At 63.8% G+C, this 13,055-nt stretch carries 13 protein-coding genes; 8 read left to right on the forward strand and 5 right to left on the reverse strand.

Features of this window, described 5'->3' with window-relative positions; genetic code table 11:
- The first annotated feature begins 4 nt into the window (after positions 1 to 4).
- Entirely contained in the window at positions 5 to 1,903 is a 1,899-nt protein-coding gene (gene cobT, locus EN804_RS15680; protein ID WP_127872205.1) for a cobaltochelatase subunit CobT, read from the forward strand.
- On the forward strand, positions 1,900 to 2,928 hold the full coding sequence (locus EN804_RS15685) for an esterase-like activity of phytase family protein (protein ID WP_135920153.1): 1,029 nt from the start codon (positions 1,900 to 1,902) through the stop codon (positions 2,926 to 2,928). Before cobT ends, EN804_RS15685 begins: the two co-directional genes overlap by 4 nt.
- 379 nt (positions 2,929 to 3,307) lie before the next feature.
- On the opposite strand, the gene EN804_RS15695 is transcribed toward EN804_RS15685, so the two are convergent.
- The 3 genes from EN804_RS15695 to rpmB form a co-directional block, all read right to left on the reverse strand.
- Positions 3,308 to 3,982 (reverse strand): hypothetical protein, encoded by a 675-nt coding sequence (locus EN804_RS15695; protein WP_127276011.1) that lies wholly within the window; start codon positions 3,980 to 3,982, stop codon positions 3,308 to 3,310.
- A gap of 3 nt (positions 3,983 to 3,985) precedes the next feature.
- The gene (locus tag EN804_RS15700; RefSeq protein WP_135920155.1) at positions 3,986 to 4,669 is read right to left on the reverse strand and encodes a queuosine precursor transporter; all 684 of its coding nucleotides are present in this window, start codon (positions 4,667 to 4,669) and stop codon (positions 3,986 to 3,988) included.
- Positions 4,670 to 4,849: 180 nt separating this feature from the next.
- Positions 4,850 to 5,146 (reverse strand): 50S ribosomal protein L28, encoded by a 297-nt coding sequence (rpmB, locus tag EN804_RS15705; protein ID WP_010911765.1) that lies wholly within the window; start codon positions 5,144 to 5,146, stop codon positions 4,850 to 4,852.
- Positions 5,147 to 5,405: 259 nt separating this feature from the next.
- Here rpmB and EN804_RS15710 point away from each other — a divergent pair, with 259 nt between their 5' ends.
- From EN804_RS15710 to EN804_RS15720, 3 genes are read left to right on the forward strand one after another with little or no spacing between them, the layout of a single operon-like run.
- The gene (locus EN804_RS15710) at positions 5,406 to 6,194 is read left to right on the forward strand and encodes a DUF3108 domain-containing protein (protein ID WP_127276009.1); all 789 of its coding nucleotides are present in this window, start codon (positions 5,406 to 5,408) and stop codon (positions 6,192 to 6,194) included.
- 44 nt (positions 6,195 to 6,238) lie between these two features.
- Positions 6,239 to 7,216, forward strand: a complete 978-nt coding sequence (locus EN804_RS15715; protein ID WP_135920157.1) for an EamA family transporter — start codon at positions 6,239 to 6,241, stop codon at positions 7,214 to 7,216.
- On the forward strand, positions 7,213 to 7,887 hold the full coding sequence (locus EN804_RS15720; protein ID WP_135920159.1) for a lysoplasmalogenase: 675 nt from the start codon (positions 7,213 to 7,215) through the stop codon (positions 7,885 to 7,887). The genes EN804_RS15715 and EN804_RS15720 overlap by 4 nt, the downstream gene beginning before the upstream one ends.
- Here EN804_RS15720 and EN804_RS15725 read toward each other — a convergent pair.
- Positions 7,884 to 8,303 (reverse strand): cupin domain-containing protein, encoded by a 420-nt coding sequence (locus EN804_RS15725; RefSeq protein ID WP_127872212.1) that lies wholly within the window; start codon positions 8,301 to 8,303, stop codon positions 7,884 to 7,886. The genes EN804_RS15720 and EN804_RS15725 overlap by 4 nt on opposite strands.
- Before the next feature lie 22 nt (positions 8,304 to 8,325).
- Positions 8,326 to 9,093, reverse strand: coding sequence for a hydroxyacylglutathione hydrolase (gloB, locus tag EN804_RS15730; RefSeq protein ID WP_135920161.1), 768 nt, complete (start codon positions 9,091 to 9,093; stop codon positions 8,326 to 8,328).
- 262 nt (positions 9,094 to 9,355) lie between these two features.
- Between gloB and EN804_RS15735 the strand changes: the two genes are divergently transcribed.
- The 3 genes from EN804_RS15735 (at position 9,356) to EN804_RS15745 (ending at position 13,001) form a co-directional block, all read left to right on the forward strand.
- Positions 9,356 to 10,144 (forward strand): methyltransferase domain-containing protein, encoded by a 789-nt coding sequence (locus EN804_RS15735; protein ID WP_127280784.1) that lies wholly within the window; start codon positions 9,356 to 9,358, stop codon positions 10,142 to 10,144.
- A gap of 136 nt (positions 10,145 to 10,280) precedes the next feature.
- A complete protein-coding gene (locus tag EN804_RS15740) occupies positions 10,281 to 12,098 on the forward strand; it encodes an ABC transporter ATP-binding protein/permease (RefSeq protein ID WP_135920163.1) in 1,818 nt (605 codons plus the stop codon).
- 99 nt (positions 12,099 to 12,197) lie between these two features.
- Positions 12,198 to 13,001, forward strand: coding sequence for a DUF1194 domain-containing protein (locus EN804_RS15745; RefSeq protein WP_135920165.1), 804 nt, complete (start codon positions 12,198 to 12,200; stop codon positions 12,999 to 13,001).
- Positions 13,002 to 13,055: the final 54 nt, after the last annotated feature.

The raw sequence follows: 13,055 nt of genomic DNA on the forward strand, positions 1-13,055 counted from the left end.
CTCGATGGCGGGTCCGGGCGACAATACGCGCAACAAGTCGAAGACGGGGTCTGAAGCCGATAGCTTCAAGCGCGCCGTCACCGTCTGCATGCGCGCCATCGCCGGCGACAAGGAGATGGAAGTCGGCTTCGCCAAGGACAGGCCGGCGCTGGCCGGCAGCCGCGCGCGGCTTCCTGAACTGCCCAAGAAGGCATCGAAGACCGACATCGCGATCACCCGCGGGCTCGGCGATTCCATGGCGCTGAAGCGCGCCTGCCACGACGTGCGCATCCACAGCAAGCTGGCGCCCGAAGGCAAGGCTGCCCGTGCCATCTACGACGCGGTCGAGCAGGCCCGCGTCGAGGCGATCGGCAGCCGCGCCATGCAAGGCGTCGCCGACAATATCGGCTCGATGCTGGAGGACAAATACGCCAAGGCCAACCTCGTCGACGTCAAGGACAAGGCCGACGCGCCCATCGAGGAGGCGCTGGCGCTGATGGTGCGCGAAAAGCTGACCGGAAGGCCGGTGCCGAAGAGCGGCGAGCGGCTGGTCGAACTCTGGCGGCCGTGGGTCGAGGAGAAGGCCAAGGCGGACCTCGACGGCCTGTCGGAAAAGCTCGAGGACCAGCAGGCCTTCGCCCGCGTTGTACGCGAGATGCTCGCCTCCATGGAAATGGCCGAGGAACTCGGCGACGACCAGGAGACCGAAGACTCCGAGGACAATGACGACAACCAGCCGCAAGGCGAGGAACAGAGCGAGGAGGGCGGCGAAGACGATTCCGGCTCCGAGCAGTCGCAATCCGAGGACGCCGAGGCATCGGCGGACGACGAGCAGTCGGCGGAGACCGAGGCCTCCGACGCGACGGCCGACGATCTGTCGGATGACGACGATGCCGATGCCGAGACGCCCGGGGAGGCGCGCCGCAACGACAATCCCTTCACCAATCTGCCGAAGGAAATCGACTACAAGGTCTACACGTCAGCTTTCGACGAGACGGTCGGCGCCGAGGAGCTCTGCGAAGAGGAAGAGCTCGACCGGCTGCGCGCCTTCCTCGACAAGCAGCTCGCCAACCTGTCGGGCGTCGTCGGACGGCTCGCCAACCGGCTGCAGCGCCGCCTGATGGCGCAGCAGAACCGGTCCTGGGATTTCGACCTGGAAGAGGGCTATCTCGACCCGGCGCGGCTGGTGCGCGTGGTCATCGATCCGATGCAGCCGCTGTCGTTCAAGCAGGAACGCGACACCAAATTCCGCGACACGGTGGTGACGCTGGTGCTCGACAATTCCGGCTCGATGCGCGGCCGGCCGATCACGGTCGCCGCCACCTGCGCCGACATTCTGGCGCGCACGCTGGAGCGCTGCGGCGTGTCGGTCGAGATCCTCGGCTTCACCACGCGGGCCTGGAAGGGTGGGCAGGCGCGCGAGAAATGGCTGAAGGACGGCAAGCCGCCGAACCCCGGTCGGCTCAACGACCTGCGCCATATCATCTACAAGTCGGCCGACCACCCGTGGCGGCGGGCGCGGCGCAATCTCGGCCTGATGATGCGCGAAGGCCTGCTCAAGGAAAACATCGACGGCGAGGCGCTCTTGTGGGCGCACAACCGGCTGATTGCCCGGCCCGAACAGCGCAAGATCCTGATGATGATCTCGGACGGCGCGCCCGTCGACGATTCGACGCTGTCGGTCAATCCCGGCAATTATCTCGAACGCCATCTGCGCGCCGTCATCGAACTGATCGAGACGCGTTCGCCGGTGGAGTTGCTGGCCATCGGCATCGGCCATGACGTCACGCGCTATTACCGGCGCGCCGTCACCATCGTCGATGCCGAGGAACTGGCCGGCGCCATGACCGAGCAACTGGCTTCGCTGTTTGCCGAGGAAAGCGCGAAGGATACGCGTCGCGGCGGCATGCGGCGCGCCGGATGATCTTTTTCCGAGGCGGGTTTCGGCACACGCTTTTCGCCGCCTTCGCCTTGCTTGCCGGCATGGCTTCGGCGCCAGCCGGTTCGGCCGACCCGGCTCCGGTTGAGCCTGTCGCGGTCTCGGCCCGCCCGATCACCGAATTCCATATTGGCCGTACCGACAAGCAGTTTGGCCAGCTCGAATTCGTCGGCGGGCTGGAAATGACCTCGCCATCACGTGATTTCGGGGCGCTGTCGGCCTTCCGGTTTCTGAAAGCCGGCAGTGATTTCATCGGCGTGGCCGACACCGGTTACTGGTTCTTCGGCTCGGTGGCCCGCGACGCTGACAGGCGGCCCGTTGGCATCCAGAATTTTCGCATGCAGCAGATGGTCGACCAGAACGGCCAGCCGATCGACGAAAAATGGGAAGTCGACGCCGAGGGCCTTGCGGTCAAGGACGGCATCGCCACCGTTGGTTTCGAGCGCAACCATCGCGTCGCCCAGTTCAGGATTGACCAAGACAATATGAAGGGGTCGTTCCGGCAGTTGGATTTCCTGGTGCCGGCGCGGGAGCTGCGGCAGAATCGCGGCTTCGAGACCGTCACCCATGCCAATGCCAACGGCCAGCATCAGGGCGGCCTGGTCGTGGTCTCGGAGAAGAGCCTCGACAAGGCCGGCAATATCTACGCCGCCATCATCGAAGGCCCGCACAAGGGCGTCTTTGCCGTCAAGCGCAACGACGATTTCGACATCACCGATGGCGCCTTCCTGCCGGATGGCGATCTTTTGCTGCTGGAGCGCAGTTTCACCATGGCGGGCGGCCTCAAGATGCGGCTGCGGCGCATTTATGGAGAGAGCGTCGAGAAGGGCGCCGTCGCCGATGGGCCGGTGCTGCTGCAGGTCGACATGGGCTACCAGATCGACAATATGGAAGGTCTCGACGTCTGGACCCGCGATGACGGCGCGCTGATGGTGTCGCTGATCTCCGACGATAACCACTCGATCCTGCAGCGCAATCTCTACCTGGAATTCATCCTGCACCAGGATTGATGAGCGGCAGCCCCAACGATCTGAAGCTGAGTGTATTCAACACCGGCTTCACCACCGGACCTACGCTCACCCGCTCGCCGACTGGATTGCCGAACGCCGCATACCGCGGAACGCCATCATACCGACCAGGGCGCCTTCTTCGACGGTGTCGTTCCGCCAAGGAGCGGGAGGAGGGGACACGCGGGCTCCTGGAGGCCCTTGCCGCCGAGCTCCAGAAGTCGAACTAGGGCAATTCCAGGAAAAGTGCGTAGCGGTTTTCCGTCCGGAATTGCGTAAAACAAGAAGTTAGAGCGGTCAAAGATTCTATCAAACTCTGAATCGCCCTAAGTCCCGCTGAACATCGCCTGAGGCGGACCCGCTGGCCGACCTTACGTCAGGATCATCGGCCGTTGGTGGCGATCCAGATGACATGGCGCGCGCCGCGCTTGCCGTTGGCGCGCGTGTTGACCTCCTCAAAGGCGAAGCCGGCCTGTTTCAGCCGCCGCGTGAAGCCGGCATCCGGGCCTTGCGACCACACCGCCAGCACGCCGCCCGGCTTGAGGGCGCTACGCGCGTCGCCGAGCCCTGCCAGGCTGTAGAGAGCGTCATTGCCCTTGTGGACGATGCCTTCAGGGCCATTGTCGACGTCGAGCAGGATCGCGTCCCAGGCTGCGGGCTCGGACCGTATCAACTTGCCGACATCGGCCTCGCGGATGGTGACGCGGGAATCGTCGAGCGAGCCGGCGAAAATCTCGGCCATCGGGCCGCGCGCCCAGGCGACGACGGCCGGCACCAGTTCCGCGACAACGATTTCGGCATTGTTGCCCAGTTCGGCGAGAGCAGCGCGCAGCGTAAAACCCATGCCAAGTCCGCCGATCAGCACCCTCGGCTGCCGATGGCCCGCGATCTTCTGGCAGGACAGTCTCGCCAGCGCCTCCTCGGAGCCGCTCAGCCGGCTGTTCATCAACTCGTTGGTGCCGAGCATGATCGAGAATTCGGAACCGCGCCGTTTCAGCCGCAGTTCCTGTTGGCCATCAGGCGTTTTCGCGGAGTCCAGCTGGATCCAGGGAATCACGACTTAGGCCGCGGCAACGGCCGGCTGGCTCCAGCGGGCGGCGAGCAGCCGGTAGGGGATCAGTGCCACGACAGCGATGATCAGTTTCACGCTGAGGTCGCCGAGCGCCCAGGACACCCAACGCATGGCCTCGACATGAAACACGCCCATCAACGGGGCGCTCCCGAGAGCAAAACTGTCGCTTGGGCCGGCGAAGGCAAAGGCGGCCGAAAAGGCCACGCCGAAGAACACGACGGTGTCGAACACCGATCCGACCAGCGTGCCGACGATCGGCGCCCGCCACCAGCTCTGCCGGCGCAGCCGGTTGAACACGGTGACGTCGAGCAATTGCGCGGTCAGGAAGGCAGCGCCCGAAGCGGCCGCGATACGCACCAGCCGGTCGGCCGACGTCTCGAATTCGATGAAGCCGTGGCGAAACAGGAAGGGTGGGATCAGGATCGAGCACACTACCGCCGTCATGAAGCCGACAAAGACGATGCGGCGCGCCACGGCAGGTCCGTAGCGCCGGTTGGCAAGGTCGGTGACCAGGAAGGAGAAGGGGTAGGTGAACGCGCCCCAGGTCAAAACGTCGGCGAGCGACAGGCCGCCAATCTGGCCCTGCATGGGAAACTGCACGAGGATGTTCGATGCCACGACGACAAGCGCCATGGCGGCCACGAAAGGCAGGTATCGCGAAAAAGAAGACATTTTTTTATCCTGGGTAATGGAACCAGCGGAGCATCATGCCGATCGGGCGGTGCCCGCTTCGCAGTTGGGCATCGGATTGTCGAGCCTTGCGGATCTATCCGATGCTCAGTGGCCAACAAAAGATTGGCCAGAGGCCAACAAGAGGTTGGCCGGGGCGGTCGTCCCCCGCCTTATCTGATGTTACGCAGCGACCTGCTCGGCGAGCTTCTTGGCGATCTGCTTCTTCAGCAGGCGCGCGCGCTGCGACAGTTCCTTGACGTCGGCCTTGGCCAGGAAAGCGTCAAGACCGCCACGATGTTCGACCGAACGCAGCGCGTTGGCTGAGATGCGCAGGCGCACGTTCTGGTTCAGCGCTTCCGAAATCAGCGTCACATTGACGAGGTTCGGCAGGAAGCGACGCTTGGTCTTGTTGTTGGCGTGGCTCACATTGTTGCCGGTCTGGACTGCTTTGGCAGTGAGTTCGCAGGTGCGGGACATGGGTTCTAACCTTCAGTTCTTTCGTGACCTGCCAAACATTCAAGCCCACGCCGGGTGGCGCGCGGTTCTGGTCAGGCGGCCTTATGTAAAAAGTTGGCGTTCCATAGTTGCATTTCACCGGGGCGTCAAGCTCCGGCTTCGCCACGGAACCGCCCGGCATTTCATATTAAGGCCGGATTTCTCCCTATAAGCGGTCTCATAGGGACATGCCAGACCGGAGTCGCCCGCCTCCGGCCCAAAATCAAGGATCCGATCCGCCATGCCTCGTTTGTCTCACGCGCTCGTCACGGCGCTTGCCATCGCCTTGCCGTCCGCCGCGTCGGCTGCGTCGCCGCAATCCTTCAAGGGCGAATACACGGTGTCGTTCCTGGGGCTCTCGATCGCGAGATCGACTTTCTCCAGCAGCTATCAGAGTGGCGTTTATGCGATCAATGGCACCGTCTCCGCAGCGGGTCTGGCCAAGCTGTTCGACGACACGCGTGGCACAATCTCGTCCAAGGGTACGATCTCCGGGCAGAAAATGGTGCCGCAGGCATTCCGTGCCGATTACACTTCCGGCAAGAAGGCATCCTCGATCGACATTCGCTTTGCCAATGGCAACGTGGCGTCGACGCAGGTCATCCCCGCGCCGGGCAAGCGCGACCCCAAGGCCTGGGTACCGCTCGGTGCCGGCGATCTGGCATCGGTACTCGATCCGATGGCCGCCACCGTCATCCATGCCGACAGCCCCGACCAGGTCTGCGGCCGCAAGGTCAAGTTCTATGATGGTGAGATGCGCGCCGACCTGACGCTGACCTACGCCTCGAAAGGAACGATCTCGGTGCCGGGCTACAAGGGCGACACAGTCACCTGCCAGATGGGTTTCGAGCCGGTGGCAGGCTACCGCAAGGGCCGCAAGGCGCTCAATTATCTCAAGAGCAAGAGCCGCATGATGGTGACGTTTGCACCGCTTGGCCAAACCGGCGTATATGCGCCGATCCACGCTACGGTCGGAACGCAGATAGGCACCTTGACCATCAGCGCCGGACGTTTCGAAGCGGTACAATAAGGCAGGCCACCGGGGACAGAATGGGGCGCGCCACTGGAGACAAAATGGGGCGCGCAACACTGATCGGCTTTTCGGCGGTCGCCATGTGGGCGTTGCTGGCGTTGCTGACGGACGCATCCGGCAAGGTGCCGCCATTCCTGTTGTCGGCGATCACCTTCTCGATCGGCACCGGTGTCGGGCTAGTCGCACGGCTGTTCATGCCGGCTGCCGACAGGGGCCAGAAAATCCCACCCCAGGTGTGGGTGATCGGCATTGCCGGCCTGTTCGGCTACCACTTCTTCTACTTCACCGCGCTACGCAACGCGCCGGCGGTGGAGGCGAGCCTGATTGCTTATCTCTGGCCACTGCTGATCGTGCTCGGCTCGGCGCTGATGCCGGGCGAAAAACTGGCGTGGCACCATGTCGTCGGCGCGCTGCTCGGCCTTGCCGGCACCGTGCTGATCGTCACCAAGGGTGGCGGCCTGGCCTTCGATGCTCGCTATACCTTCGGCTATGCCATGGCCGCCGTCTGCGCCTTGCTATGGTCGTCCTATTCACTGCTGTCGCGACGTTTCCCGTCGGTGCCGACCAGCATCGTCACCTGGTTCTGCGCGGCAACCGCCGTGCTGTCGCTCGCCTGCCACCTGGCGCTCGAGGAAACAGTGCTGCCGGTCGGCGCCGGCCAGTGGCTGGCCGTGCTCGGCCTTGGCCTGATGCCGGTGGGCGCGGCCTTCTATGCCTGGGACATCGGCGTCAAGCGCGGCAACATCCAGGTGTTGGGTGCGGTAAGCTACGCGGCGCCGCTTTTGTCGACGCTGGTGCTGATCGCGGCTGGCGTCGCCGAGCCTTCGTTGCGCATTCTGGCCGCCTGCGTGCTCGTCACCGGCGGCGCGGCGCTGGCGGCAAAGTCGCTGTTTCTGCGCAAGTCCATTGCTATCGAGAGCGGAGCCGGGGCATCCGAAGACGGAGCCAGGGCATCCGAAGACGGAGCCAGGGTATCCGAAGGTGGAGCCCGGGCATCCGAAGACGGAGCCAGGGCATGACTATGCCGTTTGCCGGCGGCATCGACGCCAACGCCAATGCAACGCTGATCTTTTCGATGGTGGCGGCGGTGATCTATGCCTTCACATCAGGCATGCCGCCGACGCTGGCCCGCTCGGCGGCAAAGACGCTCTCTGTGGCCATGCTCGCCGCACTCGCCGCAATGCAGGGCGGCCCGCTGCTGCTGGTTGCCGCCCTTGCGCTGAGCGCGATCGGCGACGCCTTCCTGTCGCGCGACGGGGAAAGGGCATTTCTCGGCGGGCTGGCGAGCTTTCTCGTCGCCCACATCGTCTATGTCGCGCTGTTCCTGCGTAGCGGTGGCGGATTGGAGCTGCTTTCCGCCGAATCCTGGCGAGGCGCGATTGCACTGGCCATGGCGGTGTTCGCGATCGTGATGCTGGCAGCGCTCTGGCGCCGTGTCGGCCCCGGCCTGCGTATCCCGATCGCCGTCTATGTCCTTGCGATCCTGGCGATGGGCATGTCGGCGCTGACGACAAACAGTATCTGGGTGATCGGCGGCGCCGTGTTGTTCATGGCATCGGACGGGCTGCTTGCCACGGAGAAATTCCTGGTACCCGCCATCTCGCCGCATCGCGCCTGGATGCGCCTCGCCGTCTGGGTGCTGTACTACGCCGCCCAGCTCACCATTACCCTGGGTTTCCTGCTGGGTTAGGGCTGCCAGCCCGGCTCGGCCAGTTCGAAGGCGGCGAAATCGAAACCCGGCGCGACGGTACAGCCGACCAGCGTCCACTCGCCCAGGCTGCGCGCCGATTGCCACCAGCCTGCCGGCACGACGATTTGCGGCCGTTCGCCCGCCGCGAGGTCGATGCCGAGAACCTGCTCGATAACGGCGCCGCCTTCTTCCCACATCGACAATGCCAACGGGGCGCCGGCATGGAAATGCCAGACCTCTGCGGCATCCTTGACCCGATGCCAGGCTGAAAGCTGGTGCCGTTCCAGCAGGAAATAGATTGCGGTCGAATGGCCGCGCGCACCGCCGGCTTCGTCGCGAAAGGTTTCCGCATACCAGCCACCTTCCGGATGCGGCTTCAGTGCGAGCGTTGCTATGATTTGCGCGGAACTGGTCATTGGCAGGAAGCTCGCATGGCGCTCAGAAATTGTCCTTGCGCTTGCGGATCTCGGCGAAGACCTCGGCATTCCCGGCCCTTTCCATGCCCAGATGCTTGCGGATTGCCGGATCGTGCCAGCGCAGGAAGGGATTGGTCGACAGTTCCTCGCCGATCGTCGTCGGCAGTGTCGGCTTGTTGTCGACCCGCAGCGCCTCGATCCGCGCGGCGCGTTCCTTCAATGCCGAATTGGTGGGGTCGACGCTCAGCGCGAAACGGGCATTGGCGAGCGTGTATTCGTGGCCGCAATAGATTGTCGTCTCGGCCGGAAGGGCTGCGAGCTTCTTCAGCGATTCGTACATCACAGGCGGCTTGCATTCGAACAGCCGCCCGCAACCCAGCGCGAACAGCGTATCCGCGGTGAACGCGACTTTCGATGCCGGCAGATGGTAGGAGACATGGCCGGCGGTATGCCCGGGCGTGGCGATCACCTCGATGTGCTCATCGCCGAGATGAAGGACGGAGCCTTCTTCGACCGTTTCGTCGATGCCAGGGATTTTCGCCTTCTCCGCCTCCGGGCCGACGATGCGCAGCTTGAAGCGCTCCTTCAGCGCCAGGTTGGCCTCGACGTGATCCATATGATGATGCGTGGTCAGGATGACAGTCGGCGTCCAGCCGGTGCGCTTGATGGCAGCCAGGATCGGCGCTTCCTCGGGCGCGTCGATGATCGCGGTCTGGCCGCTATTGGGATCATGCACTAAGACGCCGAAATTGTCGGTGCGGCACATGAACTGTTCGATTTCGACCGGCATCGCGTCTCTCCATTAGAGCGCCGTGCGTCCAGCTGGACGCACAAGGACGCTCTAACATTTTTTTGCTGCTGCATCGTGCTTTCCGAAATCGAAACCGATTTCGGGCCGATGCAGTACCGCCGCAGACATAGGGCGCCGCTTCGTGAATGTCATCCCGGGTGACAAAGCGAATAGTCATCCCGGGATGTCAAAATGACGTCCGCCGCGCCGACCACTTGGGCCTTTTGTTGAATCCGGCTGATATCACGGCTACATCCCTGACATGCATTCCGACATCGTCGACCTTCGCTCCTTCTATTCGACAACGCTCGGTCGGTTCGCCGAGCGCTCGATCACCATGGCGCTGTCGTCGATATGGGCCGCGGTGCCCAATGAGCGGCTGGTCGGCCTCGGCTATACCTTGCCCTGGCTGGAGCGCTTCGGCTCCGATGCCGAGCGGGTCTTCGCCTTCATGCCGGCGACACAGGGCGCCGTGGTCTGGCCGGCGACCGGGCCGACGGCAACGGCACTGGTCTTCGACGAGGAGCTGCCGCTGGTCGATTCCTGCATCGACCGCATGCTGCTCGTCCATTCGCTCGAACATGTCGAGAACCCGCGCGAAACGCTGAACGAGATCTGGCGGGTCCTGTCGCCGGCAGGGCGCGTCGTCATCGTGGTACCCAACCGGCGCGGTGTTTGGGCGCGCTTCGAGCATACGCCGTTCGGCAACGGGCGGCCGTTCTCACGCGGGCAGCTCACCGAACTGCTGCGCGAGGCGAATTTCACGCCGGCCGCCTGGTCCGATGCCCTGTTCTTCCCGCCATCGCGGCGGCACTTCATGATGCGCTTCCACAATGTGCTGGAGCGTGCCGGCCGGCGGCTGTGGCCGATCTTCTCCGGCGTCATTGTGGTGGAAGCGCAGAAGCGGCTTTATCAAGGCGTGCCGGTGGCCCAGCGCGCATCTCGCCGCGTCTTCATGCCGGTGCTGTCGCCGCATGGCGCGACGCGGCTCGGCCGCCGGGCCGAGGGAAGGGGTGCAGCATCGTCGGCTCGGCAAGTGACACCTTCGTGATCGCAATGGAAACTTGCATCGCGCGGCATGTTTCCGACCTATCTGTCGTGCTGGGCTCGCGGAGTGCTTGAGGGCTGCCGCCGTCGGCTCTCTTCATCCGGTTTCAGCTTCGCTACTGAATGCAAGGATCTCGGCCATGGCTGATCAACTGGACAATCAGGCCACCGTTCAACCGGTCGCCGTGGCCAGCAGCCTGCGCGATCAGGTGGCGACGATCAAACGGGCGCTGATCGGATCGCCGGTTCGCAAATGGTTGCTATGGACGTCGGCCGGCATCATGGCCGTCATCGTCGCGACGTCGATCGGCCAGGTTCTGCTCAATCGCTGGAACCAACCCTTTTACGATGCGCTCGCGCGCCGCGACATGGCCGCCTTCCTGCATCAGCTTCTCGTCTTTGCCATGATCGCGGGCGGACTGCTGGTGCTCAACATCGGCCAGACATGGCTCAACCAGATGATCCGGCTGAAGCTGCGCGAGGCGCTGACGCTGGATTTGATCGACCAGTGGATGCGGCCGGCGCGTGCTTTCCGGCTGGCCAATGCCGGCGCCATCGGCGTCAATCCCGACCAGCGCATGCAGCAGGATGCCGCGCATCTGTCGGACCTGTCGACCGATCTTGGTGTCGGCCTGCTGCAGTCGTTCATCCTGCTCGTGTCTTTCGTCGGCGTGCTGTGGGAGCTGTCCTCGGGCTTTGTGTTCCACATTGGTGGTTTGTCGCTGGCGATACCGGGCTACATGGTCTGGGCGGCGTTCCTCTATGCCGGCACCGCCTCCTGGCTGAGCTGGCTGGTCGGCCGGCCGCTCATCCGTCTCAACAGCGACCGCTATACGCGCGAAGCGGAGCTGCGCTCCTCGATGGTGCGCGTCAACGAGAACGTCGATGCCATCGCGCTGTACCGGGGCGAGGATGACGCCAGGCGACGGCTCGAACTCGACCTTGGCACGGTGCTGGGTGCCATGCGGCGCATCTACACCGCCCAGATCAACCTGTCCTGGGTAACCGACACCTATGGCTGGATCACCGTCGTGGCCCCGATCCTGGTTGCCTCGCCGGTCTATTTCTCGGGCGATATCAGCTTCGGCGGGCTGATGATGGCGGTCGGCGCCTTCAACCAGGTGCATTCATCGTTGCGCTGGTTCATCAACAACATCGGCAGCATCGCCGACTGGCGTGCCACGCTGATGCGTGTCGCCGACTTCCGCATCGCGCTCGATGAAACCGATGTGCTGCACGACAAGGAGAAGCGTATCTCCTTCGATGAAAACGCCAATGGCAGCCTGACGTTCGAGAAACTCCAGGTGGCCTCGCCGGAGGGTTGTACGAAGCTCTCCGACCAGCATGTCGAAATCCATGTCGGCGAGCGCGTGATGATCACCGGCGAGCCCGGCGCCGGCAAGACGCTGTTCTTCCGCGCCATTGCCGGCCTGTGGCCATGGGGGGGCGGAAAGATCGGCATGCCGGCGGGAGAAGCCCCCATCTTCGTGCCTCGTGTCCCTTACTTCCCCGCCGGTACGCTGCGCGAGGTGCTCGACCATCCCTATGGTGTCGCTCCGGCAAGCGATGCCGATATTTCGGCGGTGCTTGCCGAAGTCGGCCTCGATCGGCTGTCATCCTCGCTCGACCGGTCGGCCCGCTGGGAGCGTGAGTTGGGCGATGACGAACAGCGATCGCTCGCCTTCGCCAGGCTTGCCTTGCGGAAGCCGAAATGGGTGATCATCGATGAAGCGATGGATGCGTTCGACGGCCCGTCGCTGAGGCGTGTGCTGTCGCTCATGGATAAGCATCTGAAAGGTGCCGCGATCATCAATATCGGGCGCGGCCTGCACAACAATCAGTTCTTCCCGCGTTCCCTGACGATCGTGAAGGATACCGGCGTGCCCCCGCTGAAACCCGCCCGTGTCAGGGCGGGCGCCATCGAACCGCCGCCAGTCGCCGCTCGGCGCAAGACATAGAACGGCCGGCATTCGGACTGGGCGGCCACGCCTGCCACAAGCTTTATTTCGCCGTGATCGCGAGCGAATGTCGCGATCGAAACATCGCTCGTGCTGGCCATGCTTGAGATAATGAGCCTGCTTGCCTGCTTGGCTTGCGCCGAGGCCGCTCCGGTTCCTTCGGCGCCAAATACGCTGGCCGTCGACGTCGAACTGGTGCTGGCGGTCGATATCTCGCTGTCGATGGACGAAACCGAGTTCGCCCTTCAACGCGCCGGCTATGTCGAGGCGCTGCGGCACGCCGATTTCATCCAGGCGGTCCGTTCCGGCCATACTGGGCGCATTGCGCTCGCCTATTTCGAGTGGGCCGGCACGGTGCGCGATGACGCGGTCGTCGGCTGGCAGATCATCGACAGTGCCGAGAGCGCCAACGATTTTGCCGACAAGCTTGCGGCCCGCCCTTTCCGGAGTTTCCGCGGCACCTCGATTTCAAGCGCGCTTGCTTTCGGCGCCGAGCTTTTCGACGGCACCAATTTCGCGAGCGAACGCAGCGTCATCGACATATCTGGCGACGGCCCCAACAATATCGGGCCGCCGGTCACTGTGACGCGCGATGCGGCCATTGCCAAGGGCATCGTCATCAACGGCCTGCCGATCCTGATCAAGCCATCACCGACCTTCAGCCATCTCGATCAGTATTATGCGCAGTGCGTGACCGGCGGACCTGGTTCCTTCGTGCTGCCGATCCATGCGGCCGCCGAATTCTCAACGGCGATCCGGCGCAAGCTGGTTCTCGAAGTCAGCGGCATTCAGGACAAGCCCAAAATCATGCCCGCCGAGATGGACGCGCCGATCGACTGCCTTCTGGGAGAACGGGACAGGCGGTTCCTGTCGGATCCCTATTTCCCGGAACTGGACCGATAGGCCTGGCCTTGGGCCAGGCAGTCCCCTGCAACGCGCCGTACTCGATCGCTGAGC

Origin of the sequence: Mesorhizobium sp. M8A.F.Ca.ET.161.01.1.1, assembly GCF_004792105.1 — a bacterium.
In the GTDB taxonomy this organism is placed as follows: Bacteria; Pseudomonadota; Alphaproteobacteria; order Rhizobiales; family Rhizobiaceae; genus Mesorhizobium.

Coding starts and splice junctions, on each gene's coding strand:
- cobT (WP_127872205.1), top strand. CDS start 5: ATGGCGGGTCCGGGCGACAATACGCGCAACAAGTCGAAGACGGGGTCT.
- EN804_RS15685 (WP_135920153.1), top strand. CDS start 1,900: ATGATCTTTTTCCGAGGCGGGTTTCGGCACACGCTTTTCGCCGCCTTC.
- EN804_RS15700 (WP_135920155.1), bottom strand. CDS start 4,669: ATGTCTTCTTTTTCGCGATACCTGCCTTTCGTGGCCGCCATGGCGCTT.
- rpmB (WP_010911765.1), bottom strand. CDS start 5,146: ATGTCCCGCACCTGCGAACTCACTGCCAAAGCAGTCCAGACCGGCAAC.
- EN804_RS15710 (WP_127276009.1), top strand. CDS start 5,406: ATGCCTCGTTTGTCTCACGCGCTCGTCACGGCGCTTGCCATCGCCTTG.
- EN804_RS15715 (WP_135920157.1), top strand. CDS start 6,239: ATGGGGCGCGCAACACTGATCGGCTTTTCGGCGGTCGCCATGTGGGCG.
- EN804_RS15720 (WP_135920159.1), top strand. CDS start 7,213: ATGACTATGCCGTTTGCCGGCGGCATCGACGCCAACGCCAATGCAACG.
- EN804_RS15725 (WP_127872212.1), bottom strand. CDS start 8,303: ATGACCAGTTCCGCGCAAATCATAGCAACGCTCGCACTGAAGCCGCAT.
- gloB (WP_135920161.1), bottom strand. CDS start 9,093: ATGCCGGTCGAAATCGAACAGTTCATGTGCCGCACCGACAATTTCGGC.
- EN804_RS15735 (WP_127280784.1), top strand. CDS start 9,356: ATGCATTCCGACATCGTCGACCTTCGCTCCTTCTATTCGACAACGCTC.
- EN804_RS15740 (WP_135920163.1), top strand. CDS start 10,281: ATGGCTGATCAACTGGACAATCAGGCCACCGTTCAACCGGTCGCCGTG.
- EN804_RS15745 (WP_135920165.1), top strand. CDS start 12,198: ATGCTTGAGATAATGAGCCTGCTTGCCTGCTTGGCTTGCGCCGAGGCC.